Below are 20,941 nucleotides of genomic sequence, written 5' to 3'. Positions count from 1 at the left end.
GTTGGGAACGACGGCCGGGACGTTCGCTTGGGGCTCAACCGCCTCCTGCCTGGAGCAATCCGCCAGGCACCACACCGTTGCGCAGCGCGTCGATCGCCGCCTGCGCTTCCCTCAGCGAGTCGATGAGCACATCCGCGGCCAGCTCCTCAGGTGCTTCCCTGCCGTAGCCCGAGCGCAGCACGATAACCGGCACCCCGAGCGCCCGCGCCGTGCCGACGTCCGAGGCGCTGTCGCCGACCATCAGGGCATCGAAAGCCGGCACCGCCAGCCGGTCGAGCGCCGCGCGAAGCATGGCGGGATCAGGCTTGCGCGGCAGATCAGGCGTCGTGCCGACCACAGCGCCGAAATGCGCGGCAATGCCCAAATCCGCGAGCACCAGCTCGGTGACCCCCTGCGGCTTGTTGGTGCAGATGCCGAGCCGGACGCCCGCTTCGCTCAGGGCGGCAAGCAGTTCGCGCGCGCCCTCGTAAAGCCGCGTGCGCGCGGCCGGCTGCGCCGAATAGCGTTCGACCAATTCCCGCACGAACGGCTTGATGTCGTCAGCAGGCACGCCATGCGCCGACAGGCCCCGGCGCACCAACTCCGGCACGCCCGCGCCGACCATCTGCTTGATCTGATCCTCAGGCAGGGCGGGCAGCCCGCGCGTCGCCAGCGTCGCGTTCAGCGCGTCAGCAATGTCGCCAATGCTGTCGATCAGCGTGCCGTCAAGGTCGAAGACCACGGCGCGCGGCCAGTGCGGGCCACGATCTGGCGCGTAACAAACATTCATGGCCCGCCTCTGGTGCCTCAGGCCGCGCGCGCCGTGCCGATCTGGGGATCAAGCGCGCCCTCGGCGTAGCGCCTGGCCATTTCCGCCATCGGGATCGGTTTGATCTTCGGCGCGTTGCCGGCTGTGCCGAACGCCTCGAAGCGCTCCGCGCAGACCTTCTGCATGGCTTCCATCGCGGGCTTGAGGTATTTCCGCGGATCGAACTCGGCCGGGTTCTCGTGGAAGACCTTGCGGATCGTGCCCGTGGCCGCCATGCGCAGGTCCGTGTCGATGTTCACCTTGCGCACGCCGTGGCGGATGCCGCGCACGATCTCCTCCACCGGCACGCCATAGGTCTCGCGCATGTCGCCGCCGTAGGCGTTGATCATGTCCTGGAGGTCCTGCGGCACCGAGCTGGAACCGTGCATGACGATATGCGTGTTCGGCAGGCGCTCATGAATCGCCTCGATCACGTCCATCGCCAGGATCTCGCCAGTGGGCTTGCGCGTGAACTTGTAGGCGCCGTGGCTCGTGCCGATGGCAACAGCCAGCGCATCCACCTTCGTCTCGGCGACGAACTGCTTTGCCTCGTCCGGGTTGGTCAGCAGCTTGTCGCGGCTCAGCGCGCCCTCGAAGCCGTGGCCGTCCTCGGCCTCACCCTCGCCCGTTTCCAGTGAGCCGAGACAGCCCAGCTCGCCCTCGACGCTCGCGCCGACCCAATGCGCCATCTCGGTGACCTTCTTGGTCACGCCGACGTTGTAGTCATAAGAGGCCGGCGTCTTGGCGTCCTCCTCCAGCGAGCCGTCCATCATCACCGAGGTGAAGCCGTGCTGGATCGCGGAGAGGCAGGTCGCCGGGTTGTTGCCGTGGTCCTGGTGCAGGCAGATCGGGATGTCCGGGTACAGCGCTTCCAGACCCTCGATCAGCTTGGCGAGCATGAAGTCGCCGGCGTATTTGCGCGCGCCGCGGCTCGCCTGGATGATCACCGGTGACTGCGTGTCCTGCGCGGCCTGCATGATCGCCAGGCCCTGCTCCATGTTGTTGATGTTGTAAGCGGGCACGCCGTAGCCGTGTTCTGCGGCGTGATCGAGAAGCTGTCTCAGTGTCACTCGTGCCATGATTGACCTCCGATTGCGTCAGGCGCTCTTGAGCGCAGCGACGCCGGGCAATTCGCGCCCCTCCAGCCACTCCAGGAAGGCGCCGCCCGCCGTTGAAACATACGAAAACGCGTCCGTGACCCCAGCTGCGTTCAGCGCCGCCACCGTGTCGCCGCCGCCGGCAATGCTGGTCACACCGCCTTCCTCTGTGAGCCGTGCGACCTCTCGGGCAACCGCAAACGTGCCTTCCCCAAACGGAGCGACCTCGAACGCGCCGAGCGGGCCGTTCCAGAGCGCCGTGTGGCAGTCGGCCAGACGCGCCGAAATCTCGGCCACGGTATCGGGTCCGATATCGAGGATCATAGCATCATCGGGGATATCCGTCACAGAGCGGACCTCGGTTGCCGCGCCCTTGCGCAGCTCTGGCGCGACGACCGCATCTTTCGGCAGCAGGATTTGACAGCCACTTTCGGTCGCATTGGTGATAATCTGCTCAACCGTATTGGCCTCGCCCGGCTCAAACAAGGAGTTGCCAATTCCGCGGCCCTCGACGTGCAGGAAGGTGTTGGCCATCGCCCCGCCAATGACCAGCAGGTTGACCTTTTCGACGAGGTTGGAGAGCACGTCGATCTTGGTCGAGACCTTTGCGCCACCGATCAGCGCCGCGACCGGGCGATGCGGCTTTTCCAGCGCAATGGTCAGGGCCTCGATCTCCGACATCATCGCCGGGCCGGCATAGGCGGGCAGCAGATGAGCGATACCCTCGGTCGAGGCGTGCGCGCGGTGGGCGGCGGAGAACGCGTCGTTGACGTAAATGTCGCCGAGTTCCGCCAGCGCGGCGGCGAAGGCCGCGTCGTTGGCTTCCTCGCCGGCATGGAAGCGCAGGTTTTCCAGAACGCAGACGCCGCCCGGCTCCAGCGCGTTGACGGCGGCTTTCGCCTCCTCGCCGATGCAGTCCGGCGCGAAGTGCACACTGATCGGCGCGAGCATCTCCGCAATCTTGTCGGCGACCGGCTTCAGCGACATCTCCTCGACGCGCTTGCCCTTGGGGCGGCCGAAGTGCGACATCACCACGACTTTCGCACCCCGCTGCGACAGATCACGGATCAGCGGCAGCACCTGCTCGATTCGCGTCGCGTCCGTGACCTTGCCGTCAGCCGTCGGTACGTTGAGGTCGGCGCGGACCAGCACACGCTTGCCATTAACCTCGGCGGAGTCGATCCGCTTGATACTCTCAAGCATCGCTCACTGCTCCCGTGTGACCGGCCTAACCCTTTCTAACGGCGGCGCGGGCTTCCTCGGCGACCCGCTCGGCCGTGATGCCGAAATGCTTGAACAGCTGTCCGGCGGGCGCGGAGGCCCCGAAGCTGTCCATCCCGACAAACCGGCCCGACGCGCCCAGCCATTCGTGCCAGCCGAGCGCCGCTGCCGCTTCGACGCCAACTCGCGGGGCCGCGCCGAGCACGCGCTCGCGGTACTCACGCGGTTGGGCCCGGAAAAGTTCCCAGCAAGGCATGGACACGACCGCCGCGCGGATTCCGTCCTGAGCCAGCATGTCCGCCGCCTCGACAGCCAGCGCGACCTCCGACCCGGTCGCCAGCAGCGTCACATCGCGCCCGCCATCCGCCTCGCGCAGCACGTAAGCTCCCCGGGCGCTCAGATTTGCATCATCATGTTCCGATCGCAGGATCGGCAGGCCTTGGCGCGTCAGTGCGAGGATCGACGGTGTATCCGCGCTGTTCAGTGCCAACTCCCAGACCTCCGCGCATTCAACCGAATCCGCCGGGCGGTAGACGTTCAGGTTCGGCATGGCCCGCAGCGCCGCCAGATGCTCGACCGGCTGATGCGTCGGGCCGTCCTCGCCCAGGCCAATGGAGTCGTGCGTCATCACGTAGATGACACGCTGGCCCATCAGCGCCGACAGCCGGATCGACGGGCGGCAATAGTCGGTAAAGACCAAGAAGCTGCCACCATAGGGAACAACGCCGCCGTGCAACGCCATGCCGTTCATCGCCGCGGCCATGCCATGCTCGCGCACGCCGTAGTGGATGTAATTCGCGGCGAAGTCCTCGGCGGAGACATCGCGGTGCTGCTTGGTCTTGGTGCCGTTGGAGCCGGTGAGGTCAGCCGAACCGCCGATCAGCGCAGGAAGGACCGGGACCAGCGCCTCAAGTACCTGCTGCGACGATTTGCGCGAGGCGAGCTTCTCACCGCCTTCGCTGAAGCCCGCCTTCACCTTGCGGATCACTGCGGCGATGTCCTCGCGCGCTGCGGCGTCGATCGGGTCATGCAGACGGGCGCGTTCCTGCGCGCCCAGTCGGCTCGCGGCTTCCTCCCACGCCTCGAATGCTGCGCGGCCACGCGCCCCGGTCTCGCGCCAGGCACTCAGAATGTGGTCCGGCACCTCGAAAGGCGGATAGGTCCAGCCCAGCTCGGCGCGCGCGGCTGCGATCTCGTCCGCGCCCAGTGGCGCACCGTGAGTGTCCGCGGTTCCCTGCTTGTTCGGCGCCCCGTAGCCGATAACCGTCCGGCAGGCGATCAGCGACGGCCGGCCGGTCTCCTCACGCGACGCTTCGATCGCCGCGGCGACCGCCTCGGGGTCGTGCCCATCCACGCGCGTCGTGTGCCAGCCGCAGGCGGCAAAGCGCGCGACCTGATCGTCCGACACGGCAAGATCGGTCGGCCCGTCAATGGAAATGTGGTTGTCGTCGAAAAGCACGATCAGCTTGCCGAGCTTCAGGTGGCCGGCCAGCGAGATGGCTTCGTGGCTTATCCCCTCCATCAGGCAGCCGTCGCTCGCCAGTACATAGGTGAAGTGGTCGACGATGTCGTCGCCATGGCGCGCGTTCAGCAGCCGTTCCGCCAGCGCCATGCCGACACTGTTGCCCAGCCCCTGGCCGAGCGGCCCTGTGGTTGTTTCGATCCCCGGCGCCTCGCCATATTCCGGGTGGCCCGGCGTGTGCGACCCAAGCTGGCGGAAATTCTTGAGCTGATCCAGTTCCATGCCGGGATAGCCCGTCAGATACAGCAGGCTATAAAGCAACATTGACCCGTGACCGGCGGAAAGGACGAAGCGGTCGCGGTCCGGCCAGTCGGGGTTCGCGGCATCAAACTTGAGAAACCGGCGAAACAGGACGGTCGCGACGTCGGCCATACCCATCGGCATGCCCGGGTGGCCCGAATTGGCCGCCTGGACGGCGTCCATCGAGAGCGCGCGGATGGCATTCGCCATGTCGCGATGCGCGACCTCCGGCGCTGTTTCCGGTTTTCTCATTGTTTCCGCCATGACTTCTTCTCCCGGCCGTTATGGCGCTGTGCCCCCGAACGCAAGGCACACAACCGACTGTGCAGGCGCTCGCGCGCCGGCTCCTTCTTAGCGTGTATTGGAAAGGAATGCACTTCCCGAAAACACACCTGTCGCCGTTCACGGCGCAGGGATCAACCCGGAATTTTGGCTGCAACGAATTTTTCACGCAGCGGAATAATCGGCGGGCTAGTCGCTGTCGTCAGGCGTGATGGCATTGCGTAGCGGACGCGGCAGGCGGTGCTCAACGGAGCGCAGCCAGTTGTCCATGCTCGTCCAGCGGGCGCGCAGATTGAGAAACTTGGTGCGGGCGAACTCGCTATTGACGATCAGCAGGGACAGCCCGATCAGGATCATCGCCGCGCCGAAAGGCAGCGGCAGGGGCAGGACGATCGCCCCGACGATCAGAAAGAACAGCCCCATGACCAACATCACGTAACGCCTGATCTCACCAAGAACGAAACGCGTCATACGAACCTCTTCGTCGGGCTGTCTGTCGTCCGGGCCAGGCCGATCGGACTCATGATCATTGTTTAGCATCTACGGGGCCGCGGGCACATCCATGCAGGCAAACATGCGAGAGATAGGCATGACCGTCGCCGAAATCCATGCCCCACGCGCATCTGCCCTTCGCCGTCGGCTCTTGTCCATCGGTTACGCTTGACGTATTTTCCGCAGATTGGAGACAGCCTATCATATTTGACTTTCTCGATGCCGAATATTCGTGCCAGGTCTGCCCGGATCGGTGACGGCGCAATGCCCCGCCCGACGGACCCAGCCTGCCTCAGGTCCGCTCGCGCATCCCGATCTGAGGGCGCTGGCCTTTCCCTCAAGGCAGTTCGAGGCGCCGTGTCATATCAGCGCTGTAGGCGAAAAAAGGTTTAGAGTTCAACACGTGAGGGGTCGCCGCCGGCACCATGACGCTCGCCTTTCGGGGGGCCGGCAAAACCAAGCCATGCGGTCCCTGACAGTTATGTCGAGAGGGTAAAGCGCGCATGAACGAGCAACTCGAACAACTGGCAACACGCGCGCAAGGTCCGCTGCTGTTCTGGGGGCGTTCGCTGCGCAATCCGCGGCAGATTTGCAGCCTTTTTCCGTCCAGCCCTTTTGTCGGGCGCGCCATGACCGATGCGATCGTGTCGCGTCCGGCGCCGCATGTGATCGAGCTGGGCGCGGGCACCGGCGCTGTCAGCCGGCAACTGATCCGCAACGGCGTGCGCGAGGACAACCTGACCCTCGTCGAACTCGACCCGGCCCTGGGCGGACATCTGCGCCGCAGCTTTCCGGGGGTCGACGTGATGATCGCCCCGGCGCAACAGCTTTCCGAGCTTTGGGCGGAGCGGCAGGGGCCGGATGTTGGCGCGATCGTCTCGACGCTGCCGATGCGCCTGTTCCCCAAGCCCATGATCCGCTCGATCATGAAGAGCAGCTTTCAGGTGATCGCGCCGGGCGGCATGTTCGTGCAGTTCACCTACCGGGAAAGCAGCCCGGTCCCGCTGCGGCTCGCCAAGGCGCTCGGGCTGACGGCGCAGCGCCGCTGCCTGGTCTGGGCGAACCTGCCCCCCGCGGCGATCTGGGTCTATGAGCGGGCCGAGTGACGGGACCTGACGCGCCTCGTCCCTCCCTTACCCTAAGGTCATGCAGCTCCCCAACGCGCCAAATTCGTTGCGCATGCGCCACAGCACGCACGAAAATGTCGGCCCTCGCTTGTGTCGGCGGCGAATCCGGAACAACCTCCGGTTGCTTGCAAGATGTTAATGACAGGGGCGCGCCACGGCCGCGGTGAGGTGGCGATTCGTTGTTGGGTGGCAATTGCGCAGCCTTCGTCACGCCCAACGCGGCTGTCATAATTTGCAACCCTGACGCGCAGTCTTCCGGCATCGACGGGAAAATCGGGCGCTTGGCAGGGCGCGATCGAAATGAAATACAATCATTACACAAGGAAAAATGGCGGTGTCGCACGCCGTCAAAGCATCTGTAAAAGCCCGAGTCCGAGGGGGAGAAGCTTTACCATGCCGGGAGGAAATGCTTTCAAGCGCTGGAGCGTCGCTGGTGCCGCTCTGTGCGCAGGTCTTGTCGCGAGCACGTCCGCCCATGCGGGCGCCTTCGCCATCCGCGAGCAGTCGTCCTACTATCAGGGGATGTCCTTTGCGGGTGCCGCGGCGGGCGATGATCTCAGCGCGATGTTCTGGAACTCCGCAGCGGCGGCAAGCGCGCCGGGGATCAATGTTTCGGCGCATGCGGCGCTGGTCGTGCCGCACCGGGAGATTGAGGCCACGGGGGGCGCGCTGGCAGCCGCTCTGGAAGACGATAGCGGCGAGATCGGCGATCCGACTTTCGTCCCGGCGACATACGCCAACTACCAGGTCAGTGAGCGGCTCTTCCTCGGTGTCGGCCTGAACTCGGGTTACGGCTTCAATACCAAACCTGATAACGAGGATTGGGCCGGAAGCGCTTTGGCGATCACCTCCGAAGTGTTTTCGGTGAACCTCAATCCGAACCTTGCCTATCAGGTTACAGATGAGTTGACGGTCGGCGTGGGCGCGCAAGTACAATATTTCGATGTGCGACTGCGCAGTGGTCCCGCGACCATCACCGATTCATCGGGAGCGGTAATCGATACGCTGCCCGGCCGCGAGACAGAAGGAGATGACTGGGGCGTTGGCGCGACGGCCGGCGTGATCTGGAACCCGATGCCCGGGACGCGACTGGGGGTCGGCTTCCGCTCCGCGATCGAGGTCGAACTGGATGGCACATGCGAGGGCGCCGGCCTGAGCACCTTTAAAGCGCAAGGCGGTGCGAGCGCCATCAGCTCCTCACCAGGTACCGGCAGCTTGGCCGCTTGTGATGCTCAGTCGCCGGACGTGACGGCAGACCTGACCCTGCCCGAACTGGTGACGGTGGGCTTGAGCCATCAGGTCAGCGATCGCTGGCGCGTGCTCGGCACGGTCGAGTGGAGCAACTGGAGCCGCCTCGGCACGGTCCAGATCGTCAACGACGAGTCCGGCGAGCCGGTGGACGCGCTTCCGCTCAACTATGACGACGGCTGGTTCTTCTCCGGCGGCGTCGAGTACGCTTACAGCCCGTCCACGATCCTGCGCACCGGCATCGGCTACGAGATTTCGCCGATCTACGACGAGACGCGCGACGTGCTGCTGCCGGACAATGACCGCCTGTGGCTGAGCGCGGGCTTCAGCACCAAGCTGAGCGAAAGCACCAAGCTCGACTTCGGCTACTCGCACCTGTTCATCGAGGACGGCCCGGTTTGCGAGGCGGAGCCGGACTGCGGTACCCTTGAGGCGGAAGGTACGGGTGACATCGACATCGTCACACTGGGTTTGACGCATAACTTCGGCGGCCCCGAGCCTGAGCTCGAGCCGCTGAAATAGCCGCTGGCCCGGCCTGAATGGGCACACTTGACAGACGGAGGCGTTCGCGCCTCCGTTTTTTCTTTCTGGCGGGGCATTCTATTGCCAAGACGTCATGCCCGTGCTTGACACGGGCATCCATGCCCTTAACAGCAGTGCCTATCGGCTGGGTTGCCGGGTCAAGCCCGGCAATGACGACTTTCAGAGCCAGCGAAAAGGGCAATGGATCATCCGGTCCAGCCGAAAAGCGATTCAGAAGGAGACGCCAATGATCTGGCCAGCGATCCGCCGGATCATCGCTGTCGTATTTGCTTTTACGCTCGCCTGCCTGACGGCGCTGATCGTGCTGTTCGCCGTGGGCGCGGACTGGGCGGCGCGCGAACTGGCCGCCCACTCGAACGAGCTGGCCGACCCGCGCGAGCCGCCAGAGGAGGTGTTCCTGCGCGGCATCGGATTCGTCGCCTTCTTCGTGACGGTCGCGCCGACGCTCAGCGTGCTGCCAGGGCTCGTCGCGGTGATCGTCGGGGAGGTGGCTAAAATCCGCGCTGCGCTTTACTATATAGTGGCAGGTGGCCTGGCGATGATCGTCATGCCTCTGGCATACATCGTGCAGAACGCGCCTGCGGAGGCGGTGCCGTCTGCGCAGTACCTCACGATCTATGCCACCGGCGGCTTCGCGGCCGGCCTGGTTTATTGGCTGATCGCCGGGCGTAACGCCTGAACCCGCGGCCTGACCGGCACGGTCGTTTCACCGCCACGCAGACAGATGCGCGCGTCAAACGGCGCAGCGCGAACAATCATGCAGGCACGCACGACATGGCAATGTTGACGCACAATCTGACCTATCTCGCCGTCGGGGCCGTCGCGGTGGTGCTCGTTGCGGGACTGGTCAACCTGTTCCGTCTCGGCTCCAGCGACACCAGCCAGAAGCTCATGCGCTGGCGCGTCGGTCTGCAGTTTCTCGCCATCGTCATCATCATGGCCGCGGTCTTCTTCTCCCGGTAAGCCCCCGCCTCTGTGTGGCTCGCGCCACAGGCGCTGTCACAATTTGGGCGAAATGCCGCAGGCTGTTTGACTTAGCCACCCCGCCGTTTCACACAAGATTAATAAATATCGGGGGGCGTGATGATTCGGCAGGCGGCGGCGCGGCTGCGCAGACTCTATTTTCCGCATTTCGTTTTCGGTGTTGCCGCGCTCGCGTGGTTGCTTTCGGTGGTCGCGGCCTTTGCGGAGCCTGCTCCGCGGGCGCCCGGTCTCGTTGACGAGGTCCGCCTGGGCGTGCTCGCGCATGACCTTGAAACCAACGACAACGAAGATGGCTGGGACATCAACGCCGAATTGCTTTTGCACCGGCTTGGCCCGCGCACGGGTGATCCGCTGGGCATCCTGCTCAGCCCGCGCCCTCATGTCGGCGCGCAGATCAACACCTCCGGCGATACCAGCCTGGCGTATTTCGGCCTGACCTGGGATGCCTGGCTGACGGATTCCGTCTTTATCGAAGGGAGTTTCGGCGGCGCGATCCACAACGGTCCGACGGGCGATTCCCACAACTCCTTCGGATGCACGGCCAATTTCCGCGAGTCCGCCGCGCTCGGCATCGCGCTCTCGCCGGAGTGGAAACTCCTCGCAACAGTGTCGCACATGTCCAATGGCGGGCTGTGCGACGAGAACCAGGGCTTGACCAGCGCCGGGGTGCAGTTAGGCTACCGCTGGTAATGGCGGCGTCTGACAGGCGCCCAGTAACAGGTAGCTTATGGTCGTCCTCACGAAAATCTACACCCGTACCGGCGACAGCGGCACGACCGCGCTCGGCACGGGCGCACGCGTCCCGAAGAACCATCTGCGGATCTCGGCCTACGGAACGGTCGACGAGCTGAACGCCTCGCTCGGCATGGCGCTGCTGTCGGTGCCCGATACGCCAGCCGACTATGCGCAGATGCGCGCCAGTCTCATCCGCATCCAGAACGACCTGTTCGATCTTGGCGCCGATCTCTGCGTGCCGGACACGGGCGAGGAACTCCCCTACGAACCGCTGCGCATGACCGACGAGCAGGCCGCCTGGCTGGAGAGCGAGATCGACCGGATGAACGGCGAACTGCAGCCGCTCACCTCCTTCGTGCTTCCCGGCGGTACGCCCGCCGCGGCGGCGCTGCACATGGCGCGGACCATCTGCCGGCGCGCCGAACGCCTGATCGTGGCGCTGGCGGCCACGGAGGACGAGCATGTGAGCGAGCCGGCGCTCAAATACATCAACCGGCTGTCTGACTACCTGTTCGTCGCCAGCCGCTACCTTAATGACAAGGGTGCCGGCGACGTGCTCTGGAAGCCGGGCGCCAACCGTTAGGGACTTGGGGAAAAGCGCGTGCCGTTCATTCCGGTCTGGGATCACAACCCCGTCGAGAAAATTCACTTCCAGGCCGTAACGCTGGCGCTAATCGCCGCGAACATCATTATCTACGTGGTGTTCCAGTCGGGCGCGGTATCGGTCGCGGATGTGTACAGCATCTGGGGCTACGCACTGATCCCGGCGGAACTGCTCAATGCCGGCTTTTTCGGCGACTCCACCTACCAGGTGTTCGGCGGGCAGGCCCAGGTGCCAGAGCGGCTGACGCTGGTCAGCTACATGTTCCTGCACGGCAGTATCCTGCATCTCGCCGGCAACATGGCCTTCCTGTGGGTGTTCGGCGATAACGTCGAAGACGCGATGGGCCACATCCGGTTCCTCCTGTTCTACATCATGTGCGGCGTCTTCGCCGGGCTGGCGCATACGCTGGCCGTGCCGGGCTCCGAACAGCCGCTGATCGGCGCGAGCGGGGCGACTTCGGGCGTCGTGGCCGCTTATCTGATGCTGCATCCCAAAGTGCGGTTATGGGTGCTGGCGCTGCCCTTCTTCCCGTTGCGGATCAGCGCTGGCGTCGCTCTGGGCATCTGGGTGGCGTTCCAGCTCTACAGCCTGTTCTTTTCGGCCGACAGCCACACCGCCTGGTGGGCGCATGTCGGCGGGCTCGGCGCGGGCGCAATCCTGGTGCTGTTCATGCGTCGACCGGGTGTTCCGCTGTTCGATCGCGCCGCTGCATAGTCCGCGCAGGAGCCCGGCACGCCCAAGGTTTTCGAGAGATTGACTTGCCGCGCGTGCGGGACTAGCGTTTGCAACTTCGCAGATGCGAGATGCGCGCGCTTGCGAGCCATCGGGCCGACGCGCAGAGGGCGTCAACGCGTCGCAGCAACGGCTTGTCCCAGAACGCTCTCGGAAGGTCGCGCGCGTCATTGTTGCCCTCGGTCTGTTCCGCTAATGTTGTCGGGTCGAGCGAACATCACTATCCACGGAATGGCAGGCAAAGCCCGGCACGGGAGACACGCATGAAGAAGATCCTCGTCCCGGTTAAGCGGGTCGTCGATTACAACGTCAAAATCCGCGTCAAGCCGGACGGCAGCGGCGTCGAGACCACCAACGTCAAGATGTCCATGAACCCGTTCGACGAGATCGCGGTCGAGGAAGCGATCCGGCTGCGCGAAGCGGGCGACAAGGGCGTCGAAGAGATCGTCGCGGTGTCGATCGGACCGCAGAAGGCGCAGGAAACCCTGCGCACGGCGCTGGCGATGGGCGCGGACCGCGCGATCCTCATCAAGACGGACGAGACCGTCGAACCGCTCGGGGTCGCCAAGACGCTCAAGGCGGTGATCGAGAAGGAAGCCCCGGAGCTTGTCATTCTCGGCAAGCAGGCGATCGATGACGACTGCAATCAGACCGGTCAGATGCTCGCCGCGCTGCTGGGCTGGCCGCAGGCGACATTCGCCTCCAAGCTGGAAGCGGTGGATGGCGGCCTGCATGTCACCCGCGAGGTCGACGGCGGTCTGCAAACGCTGTCGATGAAGCTGCCGGCGATCATCACGACGGACCTGCGCCTCAACGAACCGCGCTATGCCTCGCTACCAAACATCATGAAGGCGAAGAAGAAGCCTCTCGAGGAGATGGCGCCTGCCGATCTCGGCGTCGACCTCGCGCCGCGGCTCAAGGTGCTGAATACGACAGAGCCGCCGGAGCGCCAGGGCGGCGTGAAGGTCGAAAGTGTCCAGGAACTGATCGACAAGCTGAGAAACGAAGCGCGGGTGCTGTAACCATGAGCGTGTTGCTGATCGCCGAATTGACGAATGGAGAGCTGGACGCGGCCACGAGCAAGGTTCTCAGCGCCGCGCGCCAGATCGAGGACGACGTGCATGTCCTCGTGGCTGGCCACAACTGCGAGGCCGCCGCGGATCAGGCCGCACGGATGGAGGGTGTCGCCAAGGTATTGCACGCCGATGCGCCGCATCTCGACCACCAGATCGCCGAGGAAATGGCCGCGCTCGTCGTGCCGATGATGGATAGCTACGATACCGCTATCGCCGCCGCGACGAGCTCCGGCAAGAACATCATGCCGCGTATCGCCGCGCTTCTTGACGTCGGGCAGGTCTCCGACATCATCGCCGTGCACGGCCCCGACACCTTCGAGCGCCCGATCTACGCGGGCAATGCGCTACAGACCGTGCAGACGACCGACCCGAAAAAGATCGTCACGGTCCGCGGGACGGCTTTCCCGGATAGCGGCAAGCGCGCGGAACCAGCGCCGGTTGAAGCCGTCAACGCGCCGGAGCCGGTGGGCCTGAGTACCTTCGTCGACCAGCAGCTTACCGCCTCCGACCGGCCGGACCTGTCCAGCGCGAAGATCGTGATCTCCGGCGGACGCGGCATGCAGTCCGGCGAAAACTTCCAGATGCTGGAGCGCCTGGCTGACAAGCTCGGCGCAGCGATCGGGGCCAGCCGCGCGGCGGTGGACGCGGGCTACGTGCCGAACGACTATCAGGTCGGCCAGACCGGCAAGGTTATCGCGCCAGACCTCTATATCGCAGTCGGAATCTCTGGAGCGATTCAGCATCTGGCGGGCATGAAGGAATCCAAGGTCATCGTGGCCATCAACAAGGACCCGGAAGCGCCGATCTTCCAGGTTGCCGATTACGGCCTGGTCGCAGACCTTTTCGAGGCCATACCGGAAATCGAGCAGGAGCTGGACCGCGAACTCGCGCCGGGCGAATAACGCTCGGCCCCAGAGGGCTTTGGCGGGACGCTTCATCAAGGCGAAAGGACATCGCATCGCATGGCTGAGGACGCGCTTGAACGCAATCCCGAAGGCTCTTCTCGCGCCGAGCTGTCGATCCGCAAGGTCGGCGTCATCGGCGCTGGCCAGATGGGCAACGGTATCGCCCACGTCGCCGCGCTGGCGGGCTATGAGGTGGAGCTGAACGACTTGTCCCGCGCCCAGTATGACGCGGCGATCGAGATTATCTCCAACAACCTTGGACGCCAGCTTTCCAAGGGAAAGATCACCGAGGCGGAACGCGACGAGGCCCTGGCGCGGATCAGCTTCGCTGACGGCCTGGAGGCGCTCGGCGATTGCGACCTCATTATCGAGGCGGTAACCGAAGACGAGGACATCAAGCGGCGCATCCTCACCGACCTGTGCCCGCACCTGAAGGCCAGCGCGATTCTCGCCTCCAACACGTCGTCGATATCCATCACGCGGCTCGCCTCGACCACCGACCGGCCCGAGCAGTTCATCGGCATGCATTTCATGAACCCGGTGCCGGTCATGAAACTGGTCGAGTTGATCCGGGGCATCGCCACCGCAGACGATACCTTCCGCACCTCGCGCGCTTTCGTGGAGACCATCGGCAAGACGGTGGCCGTGGCCGAGGACTTCCCGGCTTTCATCGTCAACCGCATTCTGCTCCCCATGATCAACGAAGCGGTCTACACCCTCTACGAAGGCGTCGGCAATGTGGAAGCAATCGACACAGCGATGCGGCTCGGCGCGCACCACCCGATGGGCCCGCTCCAACTCGCCGACTTCATTGGGCTGGACACGTGCCTGTCCGTCATGCAGGTGCTGTACGAAGGGCTGGCCGACTCGAAGTATCGCCCGTGTCCCCTGATGGTGAAATACGTCGAGGCAGGTTGGCTGGGCCGCAAGGCCGGGCGCGGCTTCTATGACTACCGCAGCGACCCGCCCGTGCCGACACGCTGAGCCCTGCTGCCCTTTGGCCGGCGCAATGACGGCAAGCATTCTCGCACTCAGGTCTGCAGGAACCGGCGGTTTGCCCCTTCCAGCACCAGCGCGGTCAGCATCCCGCTGCGCCAGGCCAGCGTGTCGATATCGATGCGGTTCGCGCGGATTTCCGGCTCGGGCACGGGCGTGTGCCCGTGAATGACGACCTTGCCGAGATCCCCCTGGTAATCCAGGAACGGCTCGCGAATCCAGATCAGATCGCGCTCCAGCTGCGCATCGAGCGGCACACCTGGCCGCACACCGGCATGGGCGAACATGTAGTCGCCGATAATCACTGAGGTCTCGAGACTGCGCAGCAACTTCAGATGCTCATCGGGAATGGTCTCCAGCGCCATGTGGCGCAGCCGCTCTGGGCTATCCTCCGGCACCGCCGCGACGTCGATATCGTAGGATTCCAGGGTCGTCACACCGCCGTTGGCCGCCCACTGGAAGAACGCCGACGGCTCTGCCAGGAAGTCGAGGAACATCACCTCGTGATTGCCCTTCAGCAGATGCGTCTTGAACCTGTCGCCGCCCTTGAGCGCGACAAGCTGGTCGATCACGCCCGCGCTGTCCGCCCCGCGATCGACGTAATCGCCGACGAACACCAAAATCGTCTCTCGCACAGGCGGCGCAGCGTTGCTATCACGTGTGATGCGTTGCATCATCTCGGAAAGCAGGTCCGCCCGCCCGTGAATATCGCCAATCGCATAGACCCTGATGTCATCCGGAACGCGCGGGGTCTTCGGCCCTTCTTGCGCGCCGTCACCATTTTCCGAGCCGGTTTCGCTTGCCATGAAAGGTCTCCTGAGACGCGACGAGAGCGCGTGTTGATCAATGACCGTATCGCGATGTTTTTCGGCTTTGAATTTGCTCAGTGATGCCGTATTTCCCGGTTAAACAACGGTTTAAGTGGAGGCTCACTGACAACTGCAATCATTCGGTGTATTGGTTCGATCGCTTGCGGTCCTGTCCGGTTTCGGTCAACCGCTTCCGAAGATTTCTGCGGCGACCCGTGACGGGCCGCGGCGCGGTGACCCGCTGGACAAGGCACGACCACGCGGCGCGCACGGGCGATCCACGCTCAGTATAAGGCCATGATCCCTGTACGGGACAAGGAGTTCGACATGTCCAGCTCGACAAGCCCGAAAACCTCCGGTGATTCAAACGCTTCGCTGAAGACGGAACCCGAAGCGCAGACGCCCGAGGCACCCGCGCGGGCGAGCGAAACGGACAACGCCAAGGACGATACGACGCAAACGGTGAAAGACGAGAGACCAGCCGCGGCCGGCGAGCCGGATCGCGAAGAGGCCGCGACGGCCGCGAGCGCGGAGGCAAAGCCTACGAACCTTGAGGATGGGAAAAAGCCTGCGGGCGCGGAGGCGAAGCCCGATGGCGAGATTAAATCGGAAACGGCGGCTGAGGAGGAATGGGAAAAGGCTGAGGATCGGCCCGAGGACCGGGACGCAATGGGCAATCCCAACGCGGGCCAAACCGCGGGCAAGCAAACGTCCGAGCCCCCCGCGGAAGCGGAAGCCGCGGCCGAGAATGCCGAAGTCGCTGCGGCTGAGACAGACGGCGCGGCGACAGAAGCCAGCGTGGACGAGCAGGACGAGGAGGAGCCACTCGACCTGCGCGCGCTTTTCGCCAGCTCGGAACCGGAATTCGCCGACCCGACAGACACTTTCGAGTTGGCGCGCGAGGCCAAGCCAGAGACGCGGGCCGCCACACAGGCCTCGGGCGGTAGCGCATCGCGGAGCGGGGTGGAAAGCGACTCCGACGATGAGAGCGACCTGCCCTTCGACCTGCCTGTGGACGGTATGCTCAACGCGACTCCGGCGGACTCCCAGCCCGCGAAAGGCGCTGGCCTGACGGGGTTTGGTGAGGACGCCCCGCAAGCCGATACCAACGCGTTCGGCGGAGCACCCGGCGACCCGCTGGCCGACGCCGTCCAGTCGGCTCTGCGCAGCGTGTATGGCGACGACGAGAAGGGCGAAAATCACGGCTACACCCGCGAGGACGCGGAAGGCACGGCCAGCGGCCCAATCCTTCAGTGGGCAGGCGCGAACGTCCCCGATGAGGCGCACGATGCGGCGGTAGATGAGGAAAACTTCGACGCTGAGCCAGGCGATCCGCGGCAGGACACGGCGGCAATCGACGAGGAAACCACTGAAGCGGTCCTCAGCTATCTCTATGAGCACGTCGGCGACGAAGCGTCATCGCCGAACACGCCGCAGGCAGCAGCCGACGAGCCGCGCGCCCGTACGGATTTTGCGGCCGACGGTCCAGACGATGCCTGGGCCGCCCCGGAGCCGGCCGAGACGCCGGAGCCGTCCGTGAATGCAGCCGACTATCGCACTGACGCCATGGGAGCTGCCCATGCGCCTGAAAGCGCGCAACCGGCTGACCCGGCGCCCTCACCAGAGCCCGCGGGAACCTTCCACCCGCCAATCGACGTCGGCGCCGGCGAGTCTGAAGCGAGCGGAAAGCTGCTGGGCGCCGCCGGTCTGGGTCTTATCGGCGGTATTGCGGCGGCCGGCGTAGCCGCAGTATTCGTATTCAACTCCTTCGTGACGCAACAGGAGCCTGCAACCACCACGCCATCGACCTCGTCCCAGCTTGAAGAGACAGCGACGTCTGAACCGGAGCGCGGAGCACCGGCAAGCGACACGAGGGAGGATCAAGTGGCCGAAGCCGTGTCGGATCCCTCCGCCACGGGCCAGACAACAGAAGAGTCGACACAGTCCGCACCGGTCGAGCCTCGCGCGGACACGCAGAGCGAGACCGCGCAGACTGCCGCCGCCACTCAGCCTGATACCCCGGCAACGGCGCCAGACGCGGGCGGCGGAGAATCCAAAACAGCCGCACTGATTGATGCGAGTTCCGTTTCCGGTCGTGCCAACGAGGCGATCCCCCTGGCTCTGTCAGTGCCCAGCGGCGACGGCGACCGCTTCATCCGGATGACCGGCTTGCCGGACGGTGTGAAGCTCTCCGCGGGCGTGGACACTGGCAACGGAAGCTGGCTGCTTTCAGCAGGCCGCGCGAAAGATCTTACGCTGACCGTCCCCGACGGCTTCACAGGTGTGTTCACGCTCGACGCACAGCTTCTGGGCGCGGACGCCCGTACGCCGCTGGGCAAAGAGGTCGCGTTTGACGTTGAAGTCGCGGGCGCGCAGGTGGCCGAGGCCAGCGAGACGCGCACAGCCGCAGTGGGCGCGGAGACATCGCCAGCGGCGACCGAGCCGCAGCGATCCCCGATCGAACGCGCCGAGAACCTGATTCGTGAGGGCGACGTGCTGGCGGCACGTGAAATCCTCCGTTCTGAAACCGAGGACGGCAGCGCGGCGGCTGCCCTTGCGCTCGGCACATCCTACGATCCGCGCACGTTCACGGGCCTGACTTCGGCGAATGCCAGCCCCGACGCTACGGAGGCGTTCCGCTGGTATCAGCGAGCGGCGGAACTGGGCAATCCCAACGGCAGCAGCCAGATTTCCGAACTGAAAGCGTGGCTGCTGCGCTAGTCGCGGCGCGCGCCGGCCAACTCGGCCGATCTGGCCGAACCGCCCGCGAGCGGCGCCGTTTCGGTCGCAAAACTTGCCGGCTTCGGGCCACGCCAAGGCTGTGACTTGTACCACGCTGTCACGTAAGCGGTCACAATCAGCACGCCGAAGCCGGTAATGTTGACCAGCGCAAAGGTCACCGGCTCCCGCCCGATAAAGTCGAGCACAGCGCCGCTCATCTGGGCCAGGACCATGCTCGTCAGAAACACCGCCAGCGACTGCTGCCCGACCTTCTGCACGACACGGACGAACCGGCCCCAAACACCGCCGCCGAGCAACCGCCGTCCATGCTCACCCGCGGCCGCCCAGGCCAGATAGGCCAGCGCAAGAAAGTGCACATAGCGCAGGATGCCGAAGTCGGTCTTGGCAATCAGCGGCCCTAGCGCCTCGCGCCACCCCATGAACAGCGGCACCTCGGTATAGATGCGGTACCACGCCACCGGGACCGTCAGAACGACGACGGCAAGGGCGGCGACGATAAGCGCCCGGCTGACGGGCGGCGCGGGGATCCAGCCGCGCATGAAGGCAAAGCCCGTGAAGAACACAAGCTGCCAGCCGAACGGGTTGAAGAACCACTCGCGATCGCTCCAAGGCTCTGCCGGCAGCCAGAGCCACCCAAGGTTCGCGCCGAGCCACAATGCAGCGATAAACGCAGCCGCCAGATAGCGGCTTTGCCAACCAAGCATCACAACAAGCGGCATCAGCGCCAGAATGACGAGATACATCGGCAGGATGTCGAAATAGTTCGGCACGTAGGTCAATGTCAGCAGGCCAACGAGGTTGGTCGCGGTGTTATCGAAGAACCAGACGAGATTGAGCCGGTCGCGGAAGTGGTTTTCTTCCCCGTACCAGCCCGTAGCGTCGAGCCCCACGACCATCGCGGCGATGATGAGGAACAGCGCGATGTGCCCCCAATAGACCTGCCAGACGCGGTGGCTGACACGCGCCGTGCCCATCCACCAGCCGCGCTCATCGAACACCCGACCAAAGGCAATGGCCGAGGCCATGCCGGAGCAGAACACGAAGATCTCGGTCGCGTCGGAAAAGCCGAAGCGCGCCGGTATCCAGAGCGTCCAGACATTCAGGGGGATATGGGCGATGAAGATGATGAACATCCCCAATCCGCGGAAGAAGTCCAGGCGCGGGTCGCGCGGTCGACGTCCGGTTGGCGCGCTCTCGAAATTCATCTTCGTGCCCCCTTCTCCTCAGGCTGGACGCGCCGATCCCGGCCGTTTCAGACTGCTGTCTCCGGATGCCGTCGCGCTTCGTCAATCCAGGCAGCACGGGATCGCGAGAACCGATCCGTCGCGCCGCGCTCCCGCTCCCGCTGTTCGATCAAGCCGCGAGCCTCGCGGACCGCGCCGGCGCGGATGGCGGCGTCGATGGTTATTCGCGCGAACACATCCCGTTGCGCATGACTGCCACCGATAGACTCGAGATGCGGCCGAGCCTTGGCCAATAGCTGATAGGCGCCTTGGTAATCGGTATTTTTGAATGCCTGTAACCCCTCAGCCACGGGGACGCCCGCACGGGCAGCCACGGCGTCCATTTCGCCTGATGGCGCTGCGGCCGAAGAATCAAGCCGCTGGATCAACCGCTGCGCCGAGCCGGTGCGTTTGTCACCCGTCAGCGCAAGCATGTAGTGCAGATCCGCAAAGACCACGCTGGCGTCATTGATCCGCCGTTCGGCCAGATCGGCGAGTTCTTTCCAGCGTGCGCGCACGTCGACGCCTTCCAGTTCCAGGCGGGCCAGCAATGAGGTGGCATTTGCAATATCACGGTAATCGTCTGTGCCGTCGGCGCGAATGCGGTGATCGTAGAGGGTCAGGACGGCGTCATAATCGCCCATATCGAGATGGAATAGCGCCAAATGCCACCACACATGATAGCGAAAATTATTGCAGTGACCCCACGCGCTTCTGTTTTCCAGAACAAAGTCGGCCCCGTGAGATGACTGGCCGGTCATATCATAAACGTGCGTGACCGCATGCAGGGCCCAGGCATCATCCGGCGCGAGGTCCAGCGCGCGCCGCCCTTCCCCTTCGGCAGAGCGATAAGCGCCTGTCTCCTCGAGCGCAAAGGCGTAACAGCCATGCATAAATCCGGCGAGAGGATGATCCGGGCCGTAGACCCCCAGGGCATCCTCCAGTGCACCGCGCATCGCTGAACGCTGGCCGAGCATAAAGCGAATGCCGTGAGACAGTTTCAGCGCGAGCGCATCGCCGGGCCAGCGCCGATGCACGCCCTCAAGCTCGGCTGCGGCCGCGCTCGGCCGTCCGCGCAGCCATTCCTCAAGCGCCACCGCATAACGGCGCTCGCGTGCATCCAGCGCGCCCTGTCTCGCGAGGCTTTCGATTTCGGCGGCATTGCGTCGCGCCTCTTCTGTCAGTTCCGCGCGCCCAAGCAGAAGGAGGAAAAAGCTCATGGCTATCCTGGCCAGGGCGAAGCCGGGCGCTTCCTGCATGACCGTCTGGAGATACTCCGGTGTGCGGGCCGAATGCGCGAGGAACCCGCGCACCGTTGCGTTCCAGGCGTCCAGCGCCTTCTGCGACTCGAGCTGGACCGGATGACCGCCTTGGTCGTCGCGCGACATGGTGTCTCCGAAGCACTGCATATCGCTCAACGAGGATGCGCAGGCGGGTTCCGTCCGCGCGTCCTCCGAGAGCAACCATACAGGCGAGAATAGACGTCCCCCTTGCAGCCAACAAAATGACGGCTGTTCACGTCGGCTCAAGATTGTGTGTTGGTGGGGGAAAGATAGCCCCCGCAAGGGGGGATCGC

19 protein-coding genes are annotated in these 20,941 nt (G+C 64.7%); 11 read left to right on the top strand and 8 right to left on the bottom strand.

Going from position 1 to position 20,941, the window contains the following annotated elements; genetic code table 11:
• Nucleotides 1–34 precede the first annotated feature (34 nt).
• The 5 genes from BXY53_RS02870 to BXY53_RS02850 all read right to left on the bottom strand — a co-directional run bounded on the left by BXY53_RS02870 (nucleotide 35) and on the right by BXY53_RS02850 (nucleotide 5,620).
• Nucleotides 35–769, bottom strand: a complete 735-nt coding sequence (locus BXY53_RS02870) for an HAD family hydrolase (protein WP_119060417.1) — start codon at nucleotides 767–769, stop codon at nucleotides 35–37.
• Nucleotides 770–786: 17 nt separating this feature from the next.
• Nucleotides 787–1,866: a class II fructose-bisphosphate aldolase gene (fba, locus tag BXY53_RS02865; protein WP_119060416.1), complete on the bottom strand. Its 1,080-nt coding sequence runs from the start codon at nucleotides 1,864–1,866 to the stop codon at nucleotides 787–789.
• An 18-nt stretch (nucleotides 1,867–1,884) separates the two neighbouring features.
• Complete coding sequence (locus BXY53_RS02860) at nucleotides 1,885–3,087, bottom strand: phosphoglycerate kinase (protein WP_119060415.1); 1,203 nt, start codon at nucleotides 3,085–3,087, stop codon at nucleotides 1,885–1,887.
• Between the two features lie 25 nt (nucleotides 3,088–3,112).
• Entirely contained in the window at nucleotides 3,113–5,119 is a 2,007-nt protein-coding gene (tkt, locus tag BXY53_RS02855) for a transketolase (RefSeq protein ID WP_119061728.1), read from the bottom strand.
• Between the two features lie 219 nt (nucleotides 5,120–5,338).
• Nucleotides 5,339–5,620, bottom strand: a complete 282-nt coding sequence (locus BXY53_RS02850) for a PGPGW domain-containing protein (protein WP_170144313.1) — start codon at nucleotides 5,618–5,620, stop codon at nucleotides 5,339–5,341.
• Nucleotides 5,621–6,144: 524 nt separating this feature from the next.
• On the opposite strand from BXY53_RS02850, the gene BXY53_RS02845 reads away from it, so the two are divergent.
• From BXY53_RS02845 to BXY53_RS02800, 10 genes are all read left to right on the top strand, one after another.
• Nucleotides 6,145–6,747, top strand: a complete 603-nt coding sequence (locus BXY53_RS02845) for a class I SAM-dependent methyltransferase (protein ID WP_119060413.1) — start codon at nucleotides 6,145–6,147, stop codon at nucleotides 6,745–6,747.
• Between the two features lie 414 nt (nucleotides 6,748–7,161).
• On the top strand, nucleotides 7,162–8,538 hold the full coding sequence (locus BXY53_RS02840) for an OmpP1/FadL family transporter (RefSeq protein ID WP_170144312.1): 1,377 nt from the start codon (nucleotides 7,162–7,164) through the stop codon (nucleotides 8,536–8,538).
• Nucleotides 8,539–8,785: 247 nt separating this feature from the next.
• On the top strand, nucleotides 8,786–9,238 hold the full coding sequence (locus BXY53_RS02835) for a hypothetical protein (RefSeq protein WP_147361478.1): 453 nt from the start codon (nucleotides 8,786–8,788) through the stop codon (nucleotides 9,236–9,238).
• 95 nt (nucleotides 9,239–9,333) lie between these two features.
• Entirely contained in the window at nucleotides 9,334–9,522 is a 189-nt protein-coding gene (locus tag BXY53_RS02830; protein WP_119060410.1) for a twin transmembrane helix small protein, read from the top strand.
• 120 nt (nucleotides 9,523–9,642) lie between these two features.
• Entirely contained in the window at nucleotides 9,643–10,233 is a 591-nt protein-coding gene (locus BXY53_RS02825; protein ID WP_119060409.1) for an acyloxyacyl hydrolase, read from the top strand.
• Between the two features lie 37 nt (nucleotides 10,234–10,270).
• Nucleotides 10,271–10,861, top strand: coding sequence for a cob(I)yrinic acid a,c-diamide adenosyltransferase (locus BXY53_RS02820; protein ID WP_119060408.1), 591 nt, complete (start codon nucleotides 10,271–10,273; stop codon nucleotides 10,859–10,861).
• A gap of 18 nt (nucleotides 10,862–10,879) precedes the next feature.
• Nucleotides 10,880–11,596: a rhomboid family intramembrane serine protease gene (locus BXY53_RS02815; RefSeq protein WP_210209127.1), complete on the top strand. Its 717-nt coding sequence runs from the start codon at nucleotides 10,880–10,882 to the stop codon at nucleotides 11,594–11,596.
• A 281-nt stretch (nucleotides 11,597–11,877) separates the two neighbouring features.
• Complete coding sequence (locus BXY53_RS02810; RefSeq protein ID WP_119060407.1) at nucleotides 11,878–12,636, top strand: electron transfer flavoprotein subunit beta/FixA family protein; 759 nt, start codon at nucleotides 11,878–11,880, stop codon at nucleotides 12,634–12,636.
• A gap of 2 nt (nucleotides 12,637–12,638) precedes the next feature.
• Entirely contained in the window at nucleotides 12,639–13,592 is a 954-nt protein-coding gene (locus tag BXY53_RS02805; RefSeq protein ID WP_119060406.1) for an electron transfer flavoprotein subunit alpha/FixB family protein, read from the top strand.
• A gap of 60 nt (nucleotides 13,593–13,652) precedes the next feature.
• A complete protein-coding gene (locus BXY53_RS02800; RefSeq protein ID WP_119060405.1) occupies nucleotides 13,653–14,579 on the top strand; it encodes a 3-hydroxybutyryl-CoA dehydrogenase in 927 nt (308 codons plus the stop codon).
• Between the two features lie 47 nt (nucleotides 14,580–14,626).
• Here BXY53_RS02800 and BXY53_RS02795 read toward each other — a convergent pair whose 3' ends face one another.
• The gene (locus BXY53_RS02795) at nucleotides 14,627–15,397 is read right to left on the bottom strand and encodes a metallophosphoesterase family protein (RefSeq protein WP_119060404.1); all 771 of its coding nucleotides are present in this window, start codon (nucleotides 15,395–15,397) and stop codon (nucleotides 14,627–14,629) included.
• 330 nt (nucleotides 15,398–15,727) lie between these two features.
• Between BXY53_RS02795 and BXY53_RS02790 the strand changes: the two genes are divergently transcribed.
• Nucleotides 15,728–18,121, top strand: coding sequence for a hypothetical protein (locus BXY53_RS02790; RefSeq protein WP_147361477.1), 2,394 nt, complete (start codon nucleotides 15,728–15,730; stop codon nucleotides 18,119–18,121).
• On the opposite strand, the gene BXY53_RS02785 is transcribed toward BXY53_RS02790, so the two are convergent.
• Nucleotides 18,118–19,347: an OpgC family protein gene (locus tag BXY53_RS02785; protein WP_119060402.1), complete on the bottom strand. Its 1,230-nt coding sequence runs from the start codon at nucleotides 19,345–19,347 to the stop codon at nucleotides 18,118–18,120. The two genes, BXY53_RS02790 and BXY53_RS02785, sit on opposite strands and share 4 nt — an antisense overlap.
• A 47-nt stretch (nucleotides 19,348–19,394) precedes the next feature.
• Entirely contained in the window at nucleotides 19,395–20,753 is a 1,359-nt protein-coding gene (locus BXY53_RS02780) for a tetratricopeptide repeat protein (protein WP_119061726.1), read from the bottom strand.
• Between the last annotated feature and the right edge of the window lie 188 nt (nucleotides 20,754–20,941).

Source organism: Dichotomicrobium thermohalophilum (assembly GCF_003550175.1).
Taxonomy (GTDB): domain Bacteria; phylum Pseudomonadota; class Alphaproteobacteria; order Rhizobiales; family Rhodomicrobiaceae; genus Dichotomicrobium; species Dichotomicrobium thermohalophilum.
This window is presented reverse-complemented; position numbering and strand designations above follow the sequence as displayed.